The sequence below is a fragment of the Virgibacillus sp. W0430 genome (genome assembly GCF_051846935.1).
Lineage (GTDB): Bacteria > Bacillota > Bacilli > Bacillales > Amphibacillaceae > JBPYCR01.
The window spans coordinates 117,483-141,642 of sequence record NZ_JBPYCS010000003.1; the positions used below are offsets into that span (position 1 = coordinate 117,483).

Consider the following 24,160-nt stretch of genomic DNA (forward strand, 5'->3'; position numbering starts at 1 on the left):
GTAATGAAGGTTAGAGTTGTTTTTTCGTTTATTTAATAGTTTGCATTATTAAAATCAATACTAAATATGAATAAATCTTGTACTAATGATGTTATCTGCTACCTTTAATATACGGTTCCCCATTTGCTTTAGGAGCTTCAGCACGACCAATAAATCCAGCCAGTGCAAGAATAGTTAATACATAAGGCGCGATTAACAAATAAACTTGTGGCACATCCTTTAGTAGAGGAACACCCGTACTAATTACACTCAAGCTTTGGGCAAAACCAAAAAATAATGCAGCTCCCATTGCACCGAGCGGATGCCATTTACCGAAAATTACAGCAGCAAGTGCCATAAATCCTTGGCCTACAATCGTCGAATGAGAGAAATTAAGTGTAATTGTTAAGGCGAACACAGATCCCCCAAGTCCACCTAGTACACCAGAAATTATAACAGCAATATATCGCATTTTATACACATTTATTCCATTGGTATCAGCTGCCATCGGATGTTCTCCTACAGCACGTAACCGTAAACCAAATGGGGTTTTATATAAAATGTACCAAGCTATAATTGCGACAATGATCGCAATATAAGACGTTAAGTAAACACCTTTAAAGAAAATTGAACCTATAACTGGAATGTCCGATAATATAGGAATATTTGTCGTATAGAACGGGCGTGTAACCATATCCGTTTGCCCTTTGTCATACCATTGCTTCGTAAGGAAGACACCGATTCCTAAAGCCAAAAAGTTAATTGCTACACCACTTACAACTTGATCTGCACGAAAGGAAACGGATGCGATTGCATGTACAATTGAAAAAACTCCTGATACGATCATGGCGGCAAGTACAGATAACCATGGGGTCCATGATCCAAAAACATCGGCAAACGTTAAGTTAAAGACAATTCCTACAAAGGCTCCCATTACCATAAGACCTTCGAGCCCGATGTTTACTACGCCAGACCGCTCACTAAAAACTCCACCGAGAGCAGTAAAAATAAGTGGGGCCGAAAAAAACAATGCCGGTGGGATTATCGACTGTAAAATATCAATCATTATTTTTCCCCCTTTTTATAGCGTAGTATTATCCAGCGAATCAAATAGCTTGAAGCAACAAAGAAAATAATAAGTGCAATAATAATATCCACTAATTCACTCGGCACTCCAGCATCTGTTGGCATATTTAGCGCGCCTACTTTTAAAGTACCAAACAAGAGAGCTGCTAAAATGACCCCGATTGCCGTATTTGCTCCCAAAAGAGCAACTGCTATACCGTCAAATCCTAAGTTTGTAAAACCAGATTGAATGGACATATTCCCAAATGTGCCGAGTCCTTCCATTGACCCAGCTAATCCAGCAAATGCACCTGAAATTACCATTGTTAAAATAATATTTTTATTAACATTCATTCCTGCATAGCGAGAAGCATGCTGGTTGTAACCAACGGCTCTTATTTCATAGCCGATCGTCGTTCGATCAATAATAAACCACATTAATGCAGCTGCTAAAAGGGCAATCAAAATTCCATAGTGAACACGTGAATAGTATGTTAAAGTTTGCAGCCACTCTGAAGCCAATGAGGCAGTAGGTGCAATAGCCTCCGTTTTGTCCGATCGCTCTGTCAATACATTACGGACGATAGAATTTGCACTATACAAAGCAATATAGTTTAACATAATTGTTACAATCACTTCGTGTACCCCGAATTTTGCTTTTAAAAATCCAGGAATAAGCCCTAACAAAGCACCACCTATTGCTGCAGCAAGCAGTGCTAATGGCAAATGAATAAACATTGGAGCATTGAAGGAAGTACCTACCCACACAGCAGCAAGCCAACCTATAATTACTTGACCTTCTGCACCAATGTTAAATAGTCCAGCACGAAAAGCAAATGCAACTGCAAGCCCGGTTAAAATATAAGGAGTTACTTGGCGAATCGTCTCCCCAAAGAAATATAAATCCCCAAATGCTCCTTCCCAAAGTGCTGCATATCCATGAATTGGATTGTAGCCAAAACCGAGCATTATGATTGCTCCTGCCAATAGACCTATTAGTACAGAGATAATCGGAACGAGAATATTAAACATTTTATTATGCATCAAGATATCCCACCTGCCTCTCGCTTGCTGCCAGCCATTAACAATCCAAGCTCTTCTTCATTCGTCTGGTCAGGTTGTAGGTCAGCCACGATTTTACCATCAAATATAACTCCAATACGGTCACTTAAATCTAATATTTCATCTAATTCAAATGAGATTAATAAAACAGCTCTTCCTTTATCTCTTTCTTCAACTAATTTACGATGTATAAATTCTATTGCACCTACATCTAATCCTCGAGTAGGTTGAGCTGCTATCAATAGATCCGGAGACCGATCGATCTCTCTGCTAGCTATAACTTTTTGCTGGTTCCCACCAGATAGCGCTCTTGCTTTTGTATGAATACTTGGCGTGCGCACATCATATTCTTTAATTAACTTTTTCGCTTTATCGTATATTTTGTTGTAAATTAACATTTTATTTTTTGAGAATGGGGATTGATAATACGTTTGCAGGGCAATGTTTTCACTAACTGGAAAGTCTAAGACGAGCCCTAGCTTGTGGCGATCTTGTGGAATATGTGCCAGACCACTTTCTGTTATTTTCCTCGGTGATAAATTCGTTATATTTTTATTGTTCAGTGAAATAGTCCCAGATTCAACTTTTGTCAAACCTGTAATTGCTTCAATTAGTTCTGTTTGACCATTCCCATCAACACCGGCTATCCCCACGATTTCGCCCGCTTTTACGTTTAAATTAAGTCCTTTCACCATCGGAACCTTTCTGGTATCCTTTACGACAAGACCTTCAATTTCCAATACGTTTTCTTTTGGCTTCGCTACTTCCTTTTCGGTTTTAAAGTTAACTTTTCGGCCAACCATTAACGATGCTAATTCCTCAACAGATGTACTCGCGACTGGAACTGTTTCAATGCCTTTTCCATTACGAATAACGGTACACATATCACAGGCTGACATAATTTCCTTTAGTTTATGTGTAATAAGAATGATCGATTTACCCTCTTTTATTAAAGACTTCATAATGTCCATTAGCTCGTCTATTTCCTGTGGCGTTAGGACAGCTGTTGGTTCATCAAAAATTAATACGTCTGCACCGCGATACAGCGTCTTTAATATTTCAACACGCTGTTGCATACCGACGGAAATATCTCTAATCTTTGCTTTTGGATCAACTCGTAATCCATATCGATCAGAAATCTCTTGGACTTCTTTCTCTGCCTTTTTAAGATCAATTTGTCCTTTTGCAGTCGGTTCTGATCCGAGTATAATATTTTGAGTTACGGTAAAAGTATCAACAAGCATAAAATGCTGATGAACCATTCCAATTCCATAATGGTTGGCAACATTTGGATTTGTAATTTTAACTTTTTTTCCTTTTACTCGTATTTCTCCTTTTTCTGGTTGATACAAACCAAAAAGTACATTCATTAGCGTTGATTTTCCTGCACCATTTTCTCCTAATAATGCATGTATTTCCCCTTTTTTCACTTGCAAGGTAATATTATCATTAGCAACGATGCCAGGAAACTCTTTACGAATATTCAGCATCTCAATTATGTACTCCATCGGTTTCACCCCTTCGTTCGTAACTTATAATTCAAACGATATGTATTGCCTATTAATTAGTTTCGTATTTTTAAAAAAGGCTCTCTGCAAGGTTATTTAAATATATATTGGGTATTTGGAAAGTATTGCAGAAGGAGAAATATTCTAACATTCTTGCTCATGAAATATACACGCTTTCGCAGGCGAATGGTAAGCCTCCTCGTGCTACGCACTCTCGGGTCTCACCGATTGCTTTCTTCCGCTGGAGTCTCGCATCTTCCTATCGATCGTGTCGGAGAGCCTTTCTAATTTTCCACACAAAAATCCGAAAATCCTATATATCTTGAAAAAGGCTGTAATCACAGCCTTTTTCATCATCTTACAAGCTATCTTCAAACTCTTTTAATTCATCACGAGTTTTAGGTACTGTTATTTCTCCAGCTTTAATTTTGTCTTCCCATTCTTTTACAGCATCTAATACATCTGTTGAGAGTGCTTCTTCATTAGTAGTAGCAATTCCTACACCTTCATCTTCAAGACCAAACTCAATAATTTCGCCTCCAGGAAACTCACCATTCATTCCTAGATTAGTTACCTCGTGTACAGATATGTCTACACGTTTAACCATTGATGTTAACGTTACACTAGCACTGCCATCTTCGTTTAATCCTTCTTCATACTGATCGCGGTCAACACCAATTACCCAAATGTCTCGGTCTGGATCATTTTGCTTAATGTCCTTCGCTTGGGCAAATACACCGTTTCCAGTTCCACCTGCAGCATGATAAATAATATCTGCACCATCATTATACATTTGTGTTGCAATTAGCTTTCCTTTTGCTGCATCACTAAAATCTTCAGCGTATTGAATATTGATTTCAATATTCGGATCGACGGACTTTACTCCTGAAACAAATCCAACTTCAAACTTATTAATTAAGTCAGAATCTACCCCACCAACAAAGCCTACTTTATTTGTCTTAGTTGTCATTGCAGCGACAACACCTACAAGAAAGGATCCTTGATGCTCAGCAAAAGTAATGCTAGCAACGTTTGGCTCATCAACGACGGTATCAACGATTGCAAATTCATTTTCTGGATTTTGTTGTGCTATTTCTCTAACTGCGTCTTCAAGTAAAAATCCTATACCAAATACGATATCAAAATCATTACGTACAAGACGAGTGAAGTTCGGTAAATAGTCTGAGTCATCCTCGGATTGTGCATAGTCGAAACCATCTTTACCTTTTTCCAAACCGTGTTCTTCGCCCCAAGCTGTTAACCCTTCCCAAGCAGATTGGTTAAACGATTTATCATCTACTCCACCAGTGTCTGTTACCATAGCTGCTGTGTAGTTACCAGTCGCCTCGTCATTGCCTTCCGCTTCATCTGTAGTTTCTTCCTCTGTTGCGGATCCCTCGTCTTTATTTGAATCCTCTTCATTAGACGAGCCACACGCCGCTAAAAACAAGCTTAAAATTAATATAAAACAAGATAAAAAGAAATACTTACGCCAATTCATTTATAAAATCCCCCTTTTTTTATTATGTACACCGCTTCTGGTCATAAATTTTCGTAGATTTCTTTTATCCTCCTCCTTATGCAAGGCCGTAGCATTATCCAGGATTTTTGTAATCCACTCGTACACCTCACTATCATAATTATACGATAAAAAGGGACAGCCTTGAAAATAGTTTATGTTATTGAATAGAAGAATAAAAAAATAATAAACCTTCACACTTTAAAGAATTGTGTGGTGCTTGGTTATACATTTTCGATTCTTCTATTAGAAATTAATATACCATTAGTTAACAAATAAATAAATCTTTATTTTTAAAAAACAAGAAATCGCTCGGCTTTCGTCGGTTTTATGATGTCTTTTCTTCATTTGAATGCTGGGAAGTAAACACAGTACGAGGCTTATTCCCTTCATAAGGTCCAACAATACCACGATCTTCCATCGCATCGATCAAGCGAGCTGCACGAGTATAACCAATTCGGAATCTTCGTTGTAACATTGACACACTCGCACTTTGCATTTCCATTACCATTTGGACAGCATCCTCAAACAATTCATCATCGACTTCTGTGGAAACAGAAGATGTTTCTTCAGGAATCATTTCCTCTTGATAGGTAGCTTTCTGTTGTTCAATACAATGATTAACGACGCGTTCAACTTCTTCATCTGATAGAAATGCGCCTTGTACACGAATTGGCTTTGATTTTCCTACAGGTATATAGAGCATATCCCCTCTGCCTAGTAATTTTTCCGCTCCTCCTGTATCAAGAATCGTTCGAGAATCTACTGCAGATGAAACACTAAAGGCAATTCTAGACGGTATGTTTGCCTTAATGACACCTGTAATTACGTCTACGGAAGGACGTTGAGTAGCAATTATTAAATGAATCCCTGCTGCTCTCGCCATTTGAGCCAGACGGGTAATGGAATCTTCTACATCATTTGAAGCTACCATCATTAAATCAGCGAGTTCATCTACTAATACGACGATAAAAGGCAAATTAGGCTGCTCTGTTTCAGTGTCTTCATTATATCGTTTTATATATTCATTATAACCTTCTATATTTCTCGTACCTGTTTCTGAAAATAGTTCATAACGACGTTCCATTTCATTAACTACTTTTTTTAAAGCAACGGAAGCTTTTTTAGGGTCCGTCACTACAGGAGCTAGTAAATGAGGAATTCCATTATATACATTCAATTCTACTTTTTTCGGATCAATCATCATCATCTTTACTTCATGTGGTTTCGCCCGCATTAATATCGTCGTGATAATTCCATTAATACAGACACTTTTCCCGCTCCCAGTTGCACCAGCAATGAGTAAATGCGGCATTTTAGCTAGTTCACCTACGACTGCATCTCCAGAAATATCCCTTCCTAAAGCGAATAGCAACTTGGAGGGATGCTTTGTTGTTACGTCTAACACTTCACGTAATGAAACCATAGCAACATCTTTATTTGGCACTTCTATACCAACTGCTGACTTTCCCGGAATTGGCGCTTCAATTCGAATATCTTGTGCAGCGAGGGCAAGAGCTAAATCATCATGCAAGCTTACAATTCTACTCACTTTTACCCCAGCATCTGGATAAACTTCATACTTTGTCACAGCTGGGCCGACATGGACTTTCGTAACTTTTGCTTTTACTCCGAAACTATGAAAAGTTTGTTCAAGTTTTCGTACGGTTGACTGAATTTGAGATTTTTCATGCTGCTGAGAGGTGTACGCTGGCTCTGCTAATAGTTTAAACGACGGTAAGTCATACTCGTAGTTTTCTGTTGCTGTCATTGGACTATTTTTCAACACTTCATCTAAATCTTCTTGTTGATCTTGCTGTTGAGCATCTTTATCCACCGCTGGAGGGTTGTCCATTGATGTTGGTTCTGAAAATGCTACATCTGTAAAGTCCTGGATAACAGGCTCAATTATTTCCTCTGGTTGAGCGATACGTTCACTCGACGTTTTTAGTTGTTCCTCTACCTCACGATCAATCTTTTTATTGTTTTGATACGTTTTCCACCGTTCTTTTAAATGATTATATGCTGATTTAAATTTCTGTATTATTTTTGCAAACAGATCACCTAAAGATAAATCGGTCGTAAAAATAAACCCGATAAGTATTGAAAACACCGCAACAATCTTTGCACCGCTTGCTGAAAATAAATAATACGTAAATGCAAAAAGGATTCCACCAATTATTCCACCGCCGAGCTGCATACTTGTGCCTTGACCATTCATAAAGGCTAAAAAATGCTCCCACGTTGATCGAATTATGGATGTCTCCGCAGAAACTATTAGAAGACGTTCAAATATTTGTATATGTGTCAGCAATAAAACCCCAAAAAAGCTAATATAAAAACCGACCATCCTTTTGCTCAAGAAAGCTGGGACTTTTCGCTTTACTAATAATATAATTCCTGTCACTAATAGAAATAACGAGGCAGTAAAATACCAAATCCCTAAAAAGAAACGAAATAAATTTTCCAATCCTGTCGGTATGGCGCCGTCACTTATTGCGCTCGCTCCGCTTCCAAATATCGCTAAAAATATTAATAATAAACCAATAAGCTCGTACTTTAACTGCTTTTTAAGCCCTTTTTTTCTCTTTCTACGCTTCTTGGCCATCGTATTCACCTCAATCATCTACTACTTAGATAGAATATGTAAACCCTTGCCGTCTTAGGTGGCAAGGGTTTACATAACGGGTTAATCTTCTTTTAGTATACCATATTATTCTTTTTTACCAATATATTCTGTTGATAAAACAGACCCTGGTATATAACTTTCATTCAAAAAATCGTCGGGATCGGTAGATAATAGTTGGATTACTTGATACGCGCCATCGCTATTTTTTTCAGCCAAAATAGTTTTGCCTTGATAAGTAAGACATTCCTGCTGACTTGATTCTGAATTGACTGGAAATACATCTGTTTCACATAAGGGTGTATATAAAATCATTGGATCACCTGTTCTGTTTGTCCTTTTTGATTCGATATTAATTCATTCATTTTTTCCATTGCTTCTTTAACGCCACCGACACGGTTAATTAAGCCATATTCTACCGCTTCTCTCCCAACGATATTTGTACCGATATCTCTTGTTAAGTTTCCTTTTGCAAACATTAGATCTTTGAATTGCTGCTCTTTTATATTGGAATGAGAAATAACGAAATTAATGACGCGATCCTGCATTTTATCCAAATATTCAAAGGTTTGCGGAACACCAATAACAAGTCCAGTTAACCGAACAGGATGAATAGTCATTGTTGCTGTAGGAGCAATAAACGAATAATCAGTAGCAACTGCGATCGGTACACCTATTGAATGCCCGCCACCTAAGACAATTGACACAGTTGGTTTTGAAATCGAGGTGATCATTTCCGATAGCGCTAATCCTGCTTCTACGTCGCCCCCTACTGTATTCAACAAAATAACAAGTCCTTCAATTTTAGGATTTTGTTCAATTGCTATTAGTTGAGGTAACAAATGTTCATACTTTGTCGTTTTATTTTGTGGTGGCAGCTGAATATGGCCTTCAATTTGTCCAATTATTGTTAGGACATGAATGTTTGATTCGGGCGCTTGTGGAATATTAGTTTGGCCCAATTGTTGGATCTTTTGTACGAGTGATGAGGAGTTTTTCTCTTCATCTTGCTCTTCCTTTTTATCGATATCCTTCTCCATATAGACACACTCCCTTAGAAATTCACTTTCTTTAAGGATAGTATGAACTATGAAACGGTTATACATGCAAAAATAGATGAAAAGCAAAAAACATCGGCGATTACCGATGTTTTTTGCTATTAAACAGCTTTTTCATTTTTGTGATCTAACGTGCTTTTATTTAATTTAATACAAATAAATTGATTGTGTACCGATTTAATATACTTACGTTTTACTATTAGTACGTAATTTCGTTTCTAATAGCAGACGTAAATTCATCGTCTCTTCATTAGATAGGCTTACTAACGGAAGGCGTACACCACCTGCATTAATTCCTTTCCACAGCAATGCTTTTTTTAGAGGGGCGGGCGATGGTGCTTGAAATAAGCCTCTCATTATTGGTAATAGGGAACGATGTAAGGCTGCTGCCTTTTGAACGTTACCTGATTTATAAAATTGAACCATTTCATTCATTTCATTACCTATTATATGAGAAGCAACAGAAACGACTCCATCAGCTCCAATAGACATCATTGGAATAGTCATGCCATCATCTCCACTGTATACGGTAAAGCCATCGTTCTTTTGCTCAATTATATCAGCAACTTGCTCTAGATTCCCGCTCGCTTCTTTTGTAGAAACAATATTTTTTACGAAACTTAAGCGGATGGTTGTTTCTGCCTCAATATTTACTGAACAACGCCCTGGATTATTATAAAGCATAATTGGCAATGACGTTTCACTTGCAATTGTTGTGAAATGTTTATAAAGCCCTTCTTGATTAGGCTTATTATAATATGGTGTTACGAGCATTATACCGTCAACACCTGCTTCTTCCGCTTTTTTTGTGAGAGAAACCGTTGATTTTGTACTATTACAGCCTGTTCCAGCAAGGACTGGCACACGATTGTTTACAACTGAAACAACGTGGTGCATAAGTTCTATTTTTTCATCAAAAGACAAGGTTGCTGATTCGCCTGTTGTACCAGCGATTACCAATCCATCCGTTCCATTAGCAAGCAAATAGTCAACTAATCTGGCTGTTTCGTTTAAATCAATCTTTTCATCTTTACCAAAAGGGGTCACCATTGCGGTTATTACATTACCAAAGTTCATTTATTTCACCCTTGTTTTAGTACTCATCGAGTGAGTAAAGTTAGAATCAAAAGATTTTATAAAACTTTTTCTTGTTGTTAAGTGGACACATAAGCTAATAAATAATTATCGTTCATTTAATAGCTGATTTTTTACAAGTGATTGTGCAATTTGTACGGTGTTCCATGCTGCTCCTTTAACTAAATTATCCGATACAATCCATAAATGAAATCCTTTTTCATGATCCAAGTCTTTCCTTATTCTACCGACAAATACTTCCTTTTTATTAGCTGCACTTAGCGGCGTCGGATATGTTTGTGTTTTTGGGTCGTCCTCCAAAATAACACTTTGCCCATTTTGCAACGCATTTGATACATCGGCAACAGTAGCTCCGGTTTTTTCCGTTTCGATATAGACGCTTTCAGCATGAGATGTAAATACAGGTAAACGGACACACGTTGCCGCTACTGGCAAGTTAGATATATGCATTATTTTTTTCGTTTCATTAATCATTTTCATTTCTTCAGCTGTATAACCATTATCTTCGAATACATCTATTTGTGGCAACGCATTAAATGCGATCGGGAAATGTCTTTTATCTGATCCAGCTGGCAAAATAGCCGCCGTCATTTCTTCTCCATTTAAATATTGCTTTGTTTGCTGTACAAGTTCTTCCTGAGCTTCTAAACCTGCACCGGATACCGCTTGGTACGTTGATACAATTACTCTTGATAAACCAAATGCTTCTTTAATAGGCTGAAGTGCTACGACCATTTGAATCGTAGAACAATTTGGGTTTGCAATAACCCCTTTATGATTTTCTAAATCTTTTTCGTTTACCTCAGGCACGACAAGCGGAACTGTTTCATCCATTCGAAATGCACTCGTATTATCAATAACTACTGCACCACGCTTTACTGCTTCTGGTACGAGTTGTTTAGATACAGAGCCACCTGCGGAGAAGAATGCAATATTAATTCCAGAAAAACTCTCAGGAGATGCTTCCTCGACAACGAGCTCTTTATCTTTAAATTTAATTTTCTTTCCTGCCGATCGAGCAGATGACAATACTTTTACTTCATCTACCGGAAAGTCCACCTCTTCGAGATATTGTATAATTTTTTGGCCTACTGCTCCTGTTGCTCCAACTACTGCTACATTCCACTGCTTTTCTTTTACCATGTGTACAAATACTCCTCCCACTTACGTGAAGTTACTATTTTTCGATATAATAATATTATTTTAGCATATATTTAGTCGGAATGCGGAACAATAACTGGTTGGATTTGTTTAAATTTTAGTGCATATTCTATTGTTTCTGTCAACTTATTCATTTTTGCAACGAGGGAAGTTGGTTTTTTGTAAGGATCATCCTGTCCATATGGAATAAAGAAGACGTTTTTAGTAGCCATCAAACGCATTAGATTAACTCCATTTAAACCTAATGCATCATTTGTTGAAATACCAAGTACAATTGGATTTTGATTGCGCAGTGTAGCTTTTGCGGCCATTAATACAGGGGAATCCGTTAAAGCGTTGGCAAATTTACTTAAAGAATTACCTGTCATTGGAGCAATTACCATACAATCTAGAGGGTGTTTAGGCCCGAGTGGTTCAGCTTCTGGTATAGTAGATAGTACACGTCTTCCAGTAATATCTTCAATTTTTTTAATGTGCTCTTCTGCTTCGCCAAACTTCGTATTTGTAGTACGAACGGTATTTGACACAATTGGAATAACCTCAGCCTTTTCATTCATTAATTTTTCTAATTGAGGATATACAAGATCATACGTACAATGTGATCCTGTTAATCCAAAGCCGATTCGCTTTCCTTTCAGCTTCATTCTATCCTACCTCTCATTCATTGTTCTTTCTAGCTGTCATTTCTTATATAGTTTATGTGCTTTTTTTCTAGAAGTGATTAAAAAAAACAAAAGGTGTAGGACGAACGCCACTTTAAAAGATGTACTATTATAACACGAACAACATCTTAAATTCTTTCATCAACGAAATTGAGATTGAGTCACGTATTTGTGGGTGTTATTTTAAGAAGTTAAAAAACCTCTCTTTGTATTCGTTAATTTTAGTATTGATTCCTACCGACCGCAGTAGATATACACGAAGACTCCAGCGGGAATAGCAAGCGTCTGAAGACCCCGCAGGAAGTCGTTTTCTTCCGAGGAGGCTGAAGCCGTGCCCGCGGAAAGCATCCACCTGCAGGGAAAATCAACGGTGTTATTCATGTGTATATCGTTCGAAGTAAAATTGATCACATATTATCTAGTTAGATTCGTGCATCTGTTCCCCCACAAACATGTTACTCATACCGAAATGGATGAAGCGCAATAAAAATGTCAGGTCGTTTCATCCTAATTTACAGATGAACAACCTGACTCTTTGTCATGTTTATATATTTCACAAATATTGGTATTACTTTCTACCTGGACCACTCGTAAAAAGAGCTTATTCCATCTCGATTAAAATCATATCTTCCCCTACTTTTTTAATTGCATTCCACTTAATTTTAGCTTCTTCTCCTTCTTTCTTTAAGCCGAACCATTTATAGTTAGGAATGATAAATGCATTTATTTTACCAGTTTGTACATCAATTTCTAAATCGGTTTGACCAAGTATTCCTAATCGAGAACCGTGGTTAATGCTGACAATTTCCTTCCCACTCATTTCTTTATATCGCATTTTATTCCCCCACCCATTCGACGTTGTTACAAATTATATGCAAAGGTGGATTCTTCTATGCTTAAGAAACAGGAATTACTAAAGAAGAAGCAGGTGCTTGCTTGAATACACGTTCAATAACAGAACGAACCGATGTTTGGTCAATTGAATCTATTTGATCGATAACGTCATCCATCGTTCGATGTTGGTTTAATAACAATTCGTTTTTCGCATTTCTGCTCATACGACTGCTCGTGCTTTCCAAGCTTAACATCATATTCCCTTTTAATTGCTCTTTACTGTTTATTAATTCTTTGTCCGTTATCCCCTTTTCAATAAGCTCATCGACAATTTGATTGATAGAACTTTGTAAAAAGCTTAATTGCTCTTTACCAGTTCCCGCATAAATAGTTAACAAGCCATTATCCAAAAAAGCAGTATGATAGGAGAACACCGCATAGGCAAGACCATGTTTTTCACGAACTTCCTGAAATAATCTCGAGCTCATGCTTCCGCCCAATACATTATTCATCAATACGAGACTATATATTTCATCATCATGAATAGACAAGCCGTTATAACCTAGACATAAATGCGCTTGTTCTGTATCTTTATTCCGCTCCATATGTTTTGTTAAAAATACGGGTGGATGGATTGAATCGGTGCTCTTGTTTGAAATTGGTCAAATGCGGTTTCAATTTGTTTAATAAAGGATTCTTCTACATTACCAGCAACCGATACTACAACATTTTTGGGAACATAGTGCTTATCCATGTATTGGATAAGCGATTGTTGCGTGAAGCTATTAATTTGTTTTTCTGTCCCGAGTATTGGATAAGATAATGCATGATCTCCGAAGGATGCTTGTGCAAGCAAGTCATGAACAAGCTCATCCGGTGTATCTTCATACATCTTTACCTCTTCTAACACTACTTTTTTCTCTTTTTCTAGCTCGTCTTCATGAAAAGTAGAATGAAAAAACATATCTGTTAAAACTTCAAGTGCAAACGCTTTATGTGAATCAAGCACTTTTGCATAAATACAAGTAAACTCCTTTGAGGTAAAAGCGTTTACTTGCCCGCCAATAGAGTCAAATGCTTCAGCTATTTCTTGGGCAGTTCGTTTGTTTGTACCTTTAAAAAACATGTGCTCTAAAAAATGAGAAATGCCATTAATTTCATCTGTTTCATTCCTTGATCCTGTTAATATCCATATCCCTATCGTTACGGAACGGACGTTTGGCATCTTTTCTAAAATAACTCTTAAACCGTTTTGACAAGTATGCTTGGTGACCATTGAATATCCTCCTACTTTGAAAGCAAAAATGTTTTAAGCTCGACTATTTACGCGTCTTATTATCTTATTATCTTTCTTCACTTAATAATTGTTCAATTGTTCCAATGCGGTAGCCGCCTTTTTTTATTTCTTTAATGATTGGTTGTAAGCTCCGAACAGTAGCGGCAGTCGGATGCATTAAAATTGTCCCACCAGGATGAAGTTTTGCTTGAACACGGTTCATCATAACAGATACGGATGGATTCTTCCAATCGATCGTATCAATTGTCCAGAGGATTGTCTGCATATTCTGTTCTTCAGCAGCTATAAGAACGTCCTCTGAAAAACTACCACTTGGAGGGGCAAACCATTTCAAATCTTTATCTATAATTGCTTTAATAATTTTATTCGTTTGCTCTATTTGCTCAACCGATTCGGCTTTGGACATGTATGCCATGTCTGGATGATTGTATGCATGGTTGCCAATGATATGGCCTTGTTCATCAATCATTTTTACGAGTTCTGCATGCTCCTTCGCCCATTTCCCTTCAATAAAAAACGTCGCTTTTATTTGCTGTTCATTCAATATATTTAAAATATCAGGTATATGTTCGTCTCCCCATGAAACATTAATCAAAAAGGCTACCATATCTTTTTCAGGATGCCCCCTATAAATCGGCGCTGCTCGTAAATCATAAATCGTTACCTTTGGTTTTACTTCATCAAAAACGAGGAGAGCTTCATTAAATGTACCTTCTGCTTTCATTTTTTCGTACGACTTTTCTATATTTATTTTTAATCCATTTCTTCCAGGTGTCTTTTTCCATACTTTATCAATATATGCATCTTGTGGCTCTTCTTGATATCGATGGCTGTTTTCTTTAATTTCTTGTAATAGACGATCTGCACTTTTAGTAACTTGTTCGGAAAGCTCGATGCTGTCATTTATGACAAACGGATTGTAAGCTGTTTGAAAGGAAAGCCCTACAATAATAAGAAAAATAATGATATGAACAATACTTTTATAACGATGCATACATATCTTCCCCCTTTATTCATTTATATGAATTGCTGGGACAAGATATGTTTCCAAGTTGCAAATGATTTGAAATGTATTTTTTACATTTTTATACGGTTATTATTTTTAAGTTCTTTGTTAGTATACAGCATTTCTTAATAATCGAGAAAATAAAAAGAAACTGGCAATCCAGCTTCTCGTTTTTGTAATGCATTAAATTTCTATTTAGCTTTTTCTTTCTTTTCTCTTTCTTCCTTCAAAACTGCTTTTCTAGATAAATTAACACGGCCTTGATTATCAATTTCTTTTACTTTGACCATGATTTTATCACCTATAGAAACGACGTCTTCTACTTTGTTTGTACGTGTTTCAGCTAGCTCTGAAATGTGAACCAAACCGTCCTTACCTTTAAATAATTCAACAAATGCCCCAAACTTTTCAATACGCTTTACCGTACCTAAGTACATTTGGCCTGTTTCTACTTCTCTAACAAGATCTTCAATAATTTGTTTCGCCTTATCATTCATAGATGCTTCTGTCGAAGATATAAAGACACTTCCATCTTGTTCAATGTCTATCTTAACGCCTGTCTCATCAATTATTTGATTTATTTGTTTCCCGCTCGGTCCGATTACATCACGGATTTTGTCAGGGTTAATTTTCATTGTTAAAATTTTTGGTGCATATTTTGATACTTCTGTTTTTGGCTCTTCTATCGTTTTTAACATTGAATCAAGAATTTCCATCCGGCCTTTTTTCGCTTGCGCTAAAGATTCCTCTAATATTTCCTTTGAAAGACCTTCAATTTTTATATCCATCTGTAATGCTGTGATCCCTTTTTCTGTCCCTGCAACTTTAAAGTCCATATCTCCAAGTGCATCTTCCATTCCTTGAATATCTGTAAGGATGGAATAGTTGTCTCCTGTTTTTACTAAGCCCATTGCAATACCTGCTACTGGAGCCTTAATTGGTACCCCTGCATCCATCATAGCTAGTGTGCTTGCACAAATACTTGCCTGTGAAGATGAACCGTTCGATTCCAATACTTCGGATACGAGACGAATGGTATACGGAAAATCTTTATCAGAAGGGATAACTTTTTCAAGTGCTCTTTCCCCTAATGCTCCATGACCAATTTCCCGGCGACCTGGACCGCGGATTGGTCCTGTCTCACCTACGCTATATTGTGGGAAATTATAATGATGCATAAATCGTTTTGATTCTTCTAAATCCAATCCGTCTAAAATTTGTACATCGCCTAATGCACCGAGAGTACATATACTTAACACTTGCGTTTGTCCTCTAGTAAACAATCCGGAACCATGTGTACGCTGTAATACATTAATACGCGAGGACAGTGGGCGAATTTCATCCGGCTTTCTGCCATCTGGACGAACCTTTTCCATCGTAATTAGACGTCTTACTTCTTCTTTTACTAGCTTGTCCAATACCGATTTTACTTGTTTTATTGTTTCTTCATCTTCTTCAGCATAGGCTTCCATTGCCGCTTCTTTTACCGAGTTAATCGCATCTTCACGTGCATGCTTTTCTTTCACTTGTATCGCAGCAGTTAATTCATCTTTAAATTGTTGCTCTACTTTTTCAGCTATTGCTTCATTTATTTCGAATACTGTAATTGCCGCTTTTTCTGCACCAGCTGCTTTTACGATTTCTTCTTGAAATTGAACGAGACGTTTTATTTCTTCGTGTGCAAACATAATCGCTTCAAGAATAACAGATTCTTCTATTTCTTCTGCGCCTGCTTCAACCATATTAATTGCATCTTTTGTTCCAGCTACCGTTAAATCAAGGTCACTTAATTCCTGTTGTTTAATTGACGGATTAATAATGAACTCTCCATCAACTCGTCCAACGTTAACGCCTGCAATTGGACCATCAAATGGAATATCCGAAATTGATAGGGCGATAGATGAACCAATCATGGCGGCTATTTCTGAAGAGCAATCTTGGTCAACACTCATTACTGTACTAATTACTTGTACTTCGTTTCGAAATCCATCCGGAAATAAAGGCCGAATTGGTCGATCAATTAAACGGGAAGACAGTACTGCTTTTTCACTTGGACGCCCTTCTCGTTTAATAAATCCTCCAGGTATTTTCCCTACTGCATACAATCTTTCTTCATAATTCACTGTTAAAGGAAAAAATGGTAAGTCTTTCGGTTCTTTTGAAGCAGTAGCTACGGATAACACCGATGTGTCACCATAATGGATCATACATGCCCCATTTGCCTGCTTAGCCAATTCTCCAATCTCTACAGTGAATTTATTACCTGCAATCTCCGTAGAGAATATTTGTTTGTCGTCTGACATATTTTGTGCTCCTTTCAATACAACATTCTACCCTTATTTTATAGTTTACAGTCAAAAATGTAAATTTTATGTACAAATCTCGCCGGGATCTTTCACCTACATCTATGAATAAATAGAAAACGACGTAAAAAAAGCAGGATTGCTCCTGCTTTTCCAACTATCGACGTAAACCGAGTTTTTGAATTAGATTACGATATCGAGTGACGTCTTTTTTACGCAAATAATTCAATAAGTTACGACGTTTACCAACCATTTTCAAAAGACCTCTACGTGAATGATGATCTTTTTTATGAACACGTAAATGTTCATTTAATGTAGTGATTTCTTCTGTAAGTACTGCAATTTGTACTTCAGGAGAACCCGTATCATTATCATGAACCTTATGCTCGTTAATGATTTCATTTTTACGTTCTTTTGTTATAGCCATCAGGCTCACCTCCTAGTTTTTTTAAAACCACCATTCCCCTAGCAATCGTCGGAGTAAACGCATTGCCAAGCGAAGGTTACGTGTTTAAGCGTACACCGTTTACGATTAAATTGCAAGCAAAAATTATTATTTACACGTTTGAAAAACATGTTGCACTTTTTTTTCATCACGTTTAAGTTGTTGTATAAGTTCTTCTACTCCATTAAACTTTTTCTCTTCACGTATAAAAGCATGCCATTCTATGGATAGCTTTTTTTCATATAAATCCCCAGTAAAATCGAGAAGATGCACTTCTAAGGATAAGTCCGTATCATTGGTAAAGGTAGGCTTCGTTCCTAGGTTAGCCATCCCTTCAAAAATGCGTTTATCATGTTGCACAGATACTTTCACCGCATATACACCTGGCTTCGGTAGCATTTCATCCCCTTCCAATTGCAGGTTCGCTGTTGGAAAACCAATCGTTCTTCCGCGTTTGTCCCCTTCCACGACTAATCCTGTAATTGTAAGATTTCTACCTAGAAGCGCATTCGCTTTTTGAATATTTCCTTGCTTTAATAGCGTACGTATACTAGTAGAACTTATTTTCATCTGATCTGATTCTACTTTAGCTACTGCTTCAAAAGTAAACGCTCCTCTAGTAAAGCGGTCGATGTTCTGCATATTCCCACTTCCTTTATGACCGAAAGAAAAGTCAAAACCAGCGACGAGATGTTTAATTCGAAGTCCGATGATAAAATGATCAATAAATTGCTGCGGTGATAAGCTTGATAACTCTTTATTAAAAGGAACAATATAAAGTCGATCGACTTGTAAGTTTTGAAGAATGGCTTTCTTTTCTTCAAGTGGAGTAATATATTTCACTTCACGTTTAGCTATGTCCTTATTTAATATGACAGACGGATGCGGAAAAAACGTAATTACAGCGCTCTCCATTCCGTTTATGTTCGCTTGTCGAACTGCTGTTTTAATTACTTCTTGATGTCCTTTATGTACCCCATCAAAAAAACCAATAGCAGCTACTGCTTCTGGAAGCACTTCTTTTTGGTATGGATGAGGATACGACAAATGAATTGTTTCCAACTTTTTCACCTACACTTTTTTAGCCATTAAATATACGAATCGGTTTTATTTTATTTGTATCCTTCGGGTGTGTCTCGTATATACCTAATAATTCACCTCTCCGAATGATTAGAAAAGGATCTGTATTTAATGGTATTGTTGGTTTATCCAAAACTTGTCCATGCAAAACTTTCTTTTCCAATGCACCATCTACTTCGATTCGATCCATTCCTTTAAGACCAGAAAGCATTGGCAACAACAGTGCTGCTTCATTATTAAATGTTTTTTCGCGTTCAATATCGGCAAACTGAACCGTATCCATTGCAGTTAATGTGCAGCTCTCTGTACGGATTAAATGGCCCATATGAGCGGGGAACCCTAACTTCTTACCAATATCTACACATAACGTACGAATGTATGTCCCTTTTGAGCATACAACTTTAATTTCAAAGCTGTTACTTTCGTCTAATTCACTTAGCTTTTCAATTTCGTATATGGTAACTAATCGACTTGGTCGTTCGACCGTTTGCTTTGCTCGAGCATATTCATACAATCGTTTTCCTTGAACTTTTACTGCAGAATACATAGGTGGTATTTGAGTGATTTCACCTTTAAAAAGTTCCAACACGCGAAGAATACGATCCGATGATGGTCGATCCATTACAACCTTTTGTTCAATAATGGCACCTTCTGCATCCTCTGTTTCTGTTGCGGTCCCTAGTACGATTCGAGCGATGTATGTTTTTTTTGCTTCTTGCATAAAAGGCACAAGCTTTGTTGCCTGTCCAATGCATATCGGAAGCACACCTTCCACTTCTGGATCGAGGGTTCCCGTGTGTCCTACTTTTTTTGTTCCATATAATTTACGAATTTTAGCAACACAGTCGTGAGATGTTAATCCCTTTGGCTTCCATAACGGTAATATGCCATTCAAATTTATCGTACTCCTTTCAAGGCTGAACGAAAAATGAAAAGGAAAAATCTGACTCGCCGTTCGTTTCGGTGAGTCAGATTAATATTTATTTATCTAAATCTCGGAGTAACGTTTCAATACGATTTCCATATTCAATCGTTTCATCAATTTCGAATAAGATTTCCGGCGTTTTACGTAACCGTATCCTACTGCCTATTTCTGCACGAATGAATCCATTTGCCTTTGCTAAACCTTTCAGCGTATCTTCTCGTTCTCTTTCATCCCCTAATACGGAAATAAAAACTTTCGCTTGCTGTAAATCGCCTGTTACTTCGACATCTGTAATCGTAACAAATCCAACTCTAGGATCTTTTATTTTTCGGTTTAAAATTTCTCCTATTTCTTTTTTAAGTTGTTCTGCTATACGATTTGCTCGTAATTCGCTCAATACATTCACCTCAAATCAGAAGATGATCCATTTCATTCATTTACAGGGCGGTTAATCGTTAAATACGATTCACACTTGTTAGTGTCCGTTCCAACTCTGGATTTTGGTCAATCGTTTTTAAAACTTCCTGAATTAACTGTTCAGCAATCTTTTGCTCATTAGAAATCGTAACAATGCCAAGTTTTGTTCGTTGCCACAAGTCCTGATAGTCAAGCTCTGCTACCGTAACATTAAAATCGTTACGAAGCTTAGAAACAAGTCGTTTAACAATCGAACGCTTTTGCTTTAAAGAATGTGGGGTATACAGTACACATTCTACCTCGGCATATATGATCATTTCCTTTCAATTTCTTCCATGACGAATGCTTCAATGATATCGCCTTCTTTAATATCATTAAAATCTTTTATTGTAATTCCGCATTCGTAATTTTGTTGAACTTCTTTTACATCATCTTTAAATCGTTTTAATGCATCAATTTCTCCTTCGTAAAGGACAACACCATCTCTTATTAATCGTACGCCTGCATTCCGAGAAATTTTACCGTCTGTTACATAGCTCCCTGCTATCGTCCCAATCTTAGATACTTTAAATGTTTCACGTACCTCTGCTTGCCCAATAACCTTCTCCACAAACTCGGGATCTAACATACCTTTCATCGCTGCTTCGATTTCTTCAATTGCTTTGTAAATGATTCGATGTAATCGTACATCTACTTTTTCCATCTCAGCTGCTTTTTGTGCATTTACATCCGGGCGAACGTTAAAGCCGATAACAATCGCGTTTGATGCAGATGCTAATATAATGTCAGACTCAGTAATAGCACCAACAGCTGTATGAATGATTTTAATTTGAACATTTTCAACTTCTATTTTTTGTAGAGAGGAAGCAAGTGCTTCAGCAGATCCTTGTACATCTGCTTTTATAATTATATTAATTTCTTTCATGTCACCTTGCTTAATTTGTTCGAATAAATCATCAAGGCTAACCTTCACTTGACCACCACGTGTTTCTTGAATAAACTTTTGTTCACGCGTTTCGCCAATTTGACGCGCCTTTTTCTCATCTGCAAATACGAGAAATTGATCTCCCGCCTGTGGCACGGCATTTAGTCCAGTTATTTCTACTGGTGTAGAAGGACCAGCTTCATCTACACGTATGCCTAGATCGTTTACCATCGCTCGTACACGTCCATACGTATTACCTATTACGAGTGTCTCACCGACTCGTAATGTACCATCTTGGACCAAAAGACTTGCAACTGCGCCACGGCCTTTATCAAGCTGTGCTTCAATTACTGTACCAAATGCGTTCTGCTTTGGATTTGCTTTTAATTCTTCCATCTCAGCAATAAGAAGGATCATCTCAATTAATTCTTCAATTCCTTCTCCTTTAATAGCAGACAGTTGGACGAAGATGGTACTTCCACCCCAATCCTCTGGAATCAATTCATATTCCGTTAATTCTTGCATAACACGGTCTGGGTTAGCTGTTTCTTTATCCATTTTATTTACCGCAACGATAATTGGTACTTCTGCAGCCTTCGCGTGATTAATTGCTTCTACAGTTTGTGGCATTACACCGTCATCAGCAGCAACAACTAAAATTGCAATATCCGTTACTTGTGCTCCACGTGAACGCATACTTGTAAATGCCTCATGTCCAGGTGTATCTAAAAATGTAACTTTTTGACCTGCACTTTCTACTTGGTACGCACCAATATGTTGGGTAATTCCTCCCGCTTCTCCAGCGGTTACTTTTGTATGTCGGATTGAATCAAGCAATGTTGTTTTACCATGGTCGACGTGACCCATGATCGTAACAACCGCAGGGCGATTCACTAAATCTTCTGCTTTACTTTCAGTTAAATACTTTTCAAAATCAGTGTCTTCTAAAATAATTTCTTTTTCTACTAAAACTCCATACTCAGTACAGATCAGCTCGATAGCGTCATCATCAAGATCTTGGTTTTTCGTAGCCATTACACCAAGAAACATTAACTTTTTAATAATCTCGGAGGTATCTTTATGAAGCTTCTCCGCCAATTCATTTACTGTTAACGTATCGTGGTAAACAATTTTGTCCGGTGTTACCGTTACCGGCTTTTGTTTTGGAGCATTATCTCTTTGTTGCCTTTTTTGATTATGCTTTTGGTTTTTATGTTTTTTCTGTGCACCTTGATTCGTATGCTGTTTCGGTTTCGATTGATTTTTATTCACATTGACCGCCTTTTTTTTCGGTTTATTTCCTTGTTGATTTGTGTTTTCTACTTTATTATCGATTGCTCGTTTAAATTGTTCATCGAGTTTTGCAACCGTATTTGCAGATATTGTTGACATATGATTCGCAACTTCAATATTTAAAGCTTTCAATTTTTGTATAACATCTTTACTCGTTAATTTATTGTTTTTCGCATATTCATATACACGCATTTTACTCATACATCCACCCCCGAATTTATTTAACCAAGTAGTGATTTTATTTTAGCGGCAAATCCTGCGTCTAAAATAGCAACAGCTACCCTTTTTGATTTACCGATCGCTTGGGACAAAGCTTCCCGATCTTCGGTAATTATTGCAAAAGGCACTCCATAATAATTACATTTATCTGTCAGTTTTTTTTTCGTTTGTGCTCCAATATCATTGGCTAATAGTACAAGCTTTGCCCTGTTTTTCTGAATATCTTTTACAATGTTTTCTTCACCGACAGAACACTTTCTTGCACGAATTGCTAATCCAACAAGGTTTAAGTAATTGCTTTTCATTTATTTTTCCCTTGTACATACGTCTTTAATTCATCATAAATTGTATCATCTATTTTCGTTTGGAACGCATTTGCAAAGACATTTGATTGCTTTGCTTTATCTATAACATTTATATCAAGAGATACGTAAGCACCTCTACCATTCTTCTTCCCAGTTGGATCAACGAACACTTCACCATCTTTATTGCGAACAACTCGAATGAGTTCTTTTTTCGGCTTCATTTCATTCGTTACGATACATTTTCTTTGTGGCGTTTTTCTTTTTCTCACTTTGCAAAACCCTCCTTATTCAAAAAAGTTTTCATCTAAATAAGTGGATTCTTCTTCCGCTAAAAGCCCTTCTTCTTTAGCAACTGTTTCACTTTTAATATCTATTTTCCAGCCAGTTAGCTTAGCAGCAAGTCGAGCGTTTTGCCCACGCTTTCCAATTGCTAATGAGAGCTGATAGTCTGGAACAATTACAGTAGTAGACTTTTCCTCTTCATTAACAAGCACATCAATAACTTTTGAAGGACTTAGTGCATTTGATACGTATACGACGGGATCCTCTGACCACTCAACAATATCTATTTTCTCACCGTTTAGTTCATTAACGATCGCTTGCACGCGCTGTCCCTTTTGACCAACACACGAACCGACTGGGTCAATTTCTGGGTCGGGCGCATATACAGAAATTTTCGATCGATCGCCAGCTTCTCTAGAAATCGATTTAATTTCTACTATACCTTCATATATTTCGGGTACTTCCATTTCAAACAGACGTTTTAACAAGCCAGGATGTGAGCGAGAAATGTAAATTTGCGGGCCTTTACTCGTATTTTCAACCTTTGTAACAAATACTTTAATCCGATCATGAATGTCATATTTTTCGGTTGGGATTTGTTCTGTATCTGCTAACTTTGCTTCAATTTTCCCTAAGTTGACATAAATGAAGCGAGAATCTTTTCTTTGGATAATTCCTGTCATTACATCCTCTTCTCTGTCAGCGTACTCACTAAATATAACTCCGCGCTCTGCTTCCCTTACTCGTTGAGTAACAACTTGCTTTGCTGCCTGAGCGGCTATTCTGCCAAAATCCTTCGGTGTAATTTCCACTTCAATTACATCATCCAATTCATAATTCGGATCAATATCTTGCGCTTCCTCTATAGAGATTTCTTCTTGCGTATCTTCAACTTCCTCAACAACGGTTTTTCTTGAATAAACCTTCATCGTTCCTTCCGATTCGCTAACTGCTACGCGGACATTTGTTGCAGACTTAAAATTTTTCTTATATGCGGAAATCAGTGCTGCTTCAAGCGCTTCCAGCAAAATATCTTTATCAATCCCTTTTTCTTTTTCTAAATAGTTGATTGCATCGAACAGTTGATTGCTCAT

22 protein-coding genes and 1 pseudogene are annotated in these 24,160 nt (G+C 37.2%); all 23 read right to left on the reverse strand.

The window, feature by feature from the left end; genetic code table 11:
• Positions 1-91: 91 nt before the first annotated feature.
• On the reverse strand, positions 92-1,045 hold the full coding sequence (locus ACLIBH_RS02760; RefSeq protein WP_439315157.1) for an ABC transporter permease: 954 nt from the start codon (positions 1,043-1,045) through the stop codon (positions 92-94).
• Positions 1,045-2,088 carry an ABC transporter permease gene (locus tag ACLIBH_RS02765; RefSeq protein ID WP_439315158.1) on the reverse strand — a complete coding sequence of 348 codons (1,044 nt, stop codon included), beginning with the start codon at positions 2,086-2,088 and terminating at the stop codon, positions 1,045-1,047. Before ACLIBH_RS02765 ends, ACLIBH_RS02760 begins: the two co-directional genes overlap by 1 nt.
• Positions 2,088-3,614: an ABC transporter ATP-binding protein gene (locus ACLIBH_RS02770; protein WP_439315159.1), complete on the reverse strand. Its 1,527-nt coding sequence runs from the start codon at positions 3,612-3,614 to the stop codon at positions 2,088-2,090. The genes ACLIBH_RS02765 and ACLIBH_RS02770 overlap by 1 nt, the downstream gene beginning before the upstream one ends.
• Positions 3,615-3,972: 358 nt before the next feature.
• A complete protein-coding gene (locus ACLIBH_RS02775; RefSeq protein ID WP_439315160.1) occupies positions 3,973-5,115 on the reverse strand; it encodes a BMP family lipoprotein in 1,143 nt (380 codons plus the stop codon).
• Between the two features lie 346 nt (positions 5,116-5,461).
• On the reverse strand, positions 5,462-7,741 hold the full coding sequence (locus ACLIBH_RS02780) for a DNA translocase FtsK (RefSeq protein ID WP_439315161.1): 2,280 nt from the start codon (positions 7,739-7,741) through the stop codon (positions 5,462-5,464).
• A gap of 105 nt (positions 7,742-7,846) precedes the next feature.
• Positions 7,847-8,074, reverse strand: a complete 228-nt coding sequence (locus ACLIBH_RS02785) for a YlzJ-like family protein (protein ID WP_439315162.1) — start codon at positions 8,072-8,074, stop codon at positions 7,847-7,849.
• The gene (locus tag ACLIBH_RS02790) at positions 8,071-8,799 is read right to left on the reverse strand and encodes a ClpP family protease (RefSeq protein WP_439315163.1); all 729 of its coding nucleotides are present in this window, start codon (positions 8,797-8,799) and stop codon (positions 8,071-8,073) included. The genes ACLIBH_RS02785 and ACLIBH_RS02790 overlap by 4 nt, the downstream gene beginning before the upstream one ends.
• A gap of 204 nt (positions 8,800-9,003) precedes the next feature.
• The gene (dapA, locus tag ACLIBH_RS02795; protein WP_439315164.1) at positions 9,004-9,894 is read right to left on the reverse strand and encodes a 4-hydroxy-tetrahydrodipicolinate synthase; all 891 of its coding nucleotides are present in this window, start codon (positions 9,892-9,894) and stop codon (positions 9,004-9,006) included.
• Positions 9,895-9,999: 105 nt separating this feature from the next.
• Positions 10,000-11,055 (reverse strand): aspartate-semialdehyde dehydrogenase, encoded by a 1,056-nt coding sequence (asd, locus tag ACLIBH_RS02800; RefSeq protein WP_439315165.1) that lies wholly within the window; start codon positions 11,053-11,055, stop codon positions 10,000-10,002.
• A gap of 71 nt (positions 11,056-11,126) precedes the next feature.
• A complete protein-coding gene (gene dpaB / locus ACLIBH_RS02805) occupies positions 11,127-11,717 on the reverse strand; it encodes a dipicolinate synthase subunit B (RefSeq protein ID WP_439315166.1) in 591 nt (196 codons plus the stop codon).
• A 619-nt stretch (positions 11,718-12,336) separates the two neighbouring features.
• Positions 12,337-12,570 carry a YlmC/YmxH family sporulation protein gene (locus ACLIBH_RS02810; RefSeq protein ID WP_439315167.1) on the reverse strand — a complete coding sequence of 78 codons (234 nt, stop codon included), beginning with the start codon at positions 12,568-12,570 and terminating at the stop codon, positions 12,337-12,339.
• A 61-nt stretch (positions 12,571-12,631) separates the two neighbouring features.
• Positions 12,632-13,845, reverse strand: a pseudogene (locus ACLIBH_RS02815) (M16 family metallopeptidase).
• A gap of 67 nt (positions 13,846-13,912) precedes the next feature.
• On the reverse strand, positions 13,913-14,860 hold the full coding sequence (locus tag ACLIBH_RS02820) for a polysaccharide deacetylase family protein (RefSeq protein WP_439315168.1): 948 nt from the start codon (positions 14,858-14,860) through the stop codon (positions 13,913-13,915).
• Positions 14,861-15,063: 203 nt separating this feature from the next.
• Complete coding sequence (gene pnp / locus ACLIBH_RS02825; protein ID WP_439315169.1) at positions 15,064-17,175, reverse strand: polyribonucleotide nucleotidyltransferase; 2,112 nt, start codon at positions 17,173-17,175, stop codon at positions 15,064-15,066.
• A 157-nt stretch (positions 17,176-17,332) separates the two neighbouring features.
• On the reverse strand, positions 17,333-17,602 hold the full coding sequence (gene rpsO, locus ACLIBH_RS02830; RefSeq protein WP_439315170.1) for a 30S ribosomal protein S15: 270 nt from the start codon (positions 17,600-17,602) through the stop codon (positions 17,333-17,335).
• Positions 17,603-17,728: 126 nt separating this feature from the next.
• On the reverse strand, positions 17,729-18,682 hold the full coding sequence (locus tag ACLIBH_RS02835; RefSeq protein ID WP_439315171.1) for a bifunctional riboflavin kinase/FAD synthetase: 954 nt from the start codon (positions 18,680-18,682) through the stop codon (positions 17,729-17,731).
• Between the two features lie 19 nt (positions 18,683-18,701).
• Entirely contained in the window at positions 18,702-19,595 is an 894-nt protein-coding gene (gene truB, locus ACLIBH_RS02840) for a tRNA pseudouridine(55) synthase TruB (RefSeq protein ID WP_439315172.1), read from the reverse strand.
• Between the two features lie 85 nt (positions 19,596-19,680).
• The gene (gene rbfA / locus ACLIBH_RS02845) at positions 19,681-20,022 is read right to left on the reverse strand and encodes a 30S ribosome-binding factor RbfA (protein ID WP_439315173.1); all 342 of its coding nucleotides are present in this window, start codon (positions 20,020-20,022) and stop codon (positions 19,681-19,683) included.
• Between the two features lie 58 nt (positions 20,023-20,080).
• Complete coding sequence (locus tag ACLIBH_RS02850) at positions 20,081-20,359, reverse strand: DUF503 domain-containing protein (RefSeq protein WP_439315174.1); 279 nt, start codon at positions 20,357-20,359, stop codon at positions 20,081-20,083.
• Positions 20,356-22,461: a translation initiation factor IF-2 gene (gene infB / locus ACLIBH_RS02855; protein WP_439315175.1), complete on the reverse strand. Its 2,106-nt coding sequence runs from the start codon at positions 22,459-22,461 to the stop codon at positions 20,356-20,358. The genes ACLIBH_RS02850 and infB overlap by 4 nt, the downstream gene beginning before the upstream one ends.
• Before the next feature lie 20 nt (positions 22,462-22,481).
• Positions 22,482-22,784 (reverse strand): L7Ae/L30e/S12e/Gadd45 family ribosomal protein, encoded by a 303-nt coding sequence (locus ACLIBH_RS02860; RefSeq protein WP_439315176.1) that lies wholly within the window; start codon positions 22,782-22,784, stop codon positions 22,482-22,484.
• Positions 22,781-23,053: an RNase P modulator RnpM gene (rnpM, locus tag ACLIBH_RS02865; RefSeq protein WP_439315177.1), complete on the reverse strand. Its 273-nt coding sequence runs from the start codon at positions 23,051-23,053 to the stop codon at positions 22,781-22,783. The genes ACLIBH_RS02860 and rnpM overlap by 4 nt, the downstream gene beginning before the upstream one ends.
• A gap of 15 nt (positions 23,054-23,068) precedes the next feature.
• Positions 23,069-24,160, reverse strand: a complete 1,092-nt coding sequence (nusA, locus tag ACLIBH_RS02870; RefSeq protein WP_439315178.1) for a transcription termination factor NusA — start codon at positions 24,158-24,160, stop codon at positions 23,069-23,071.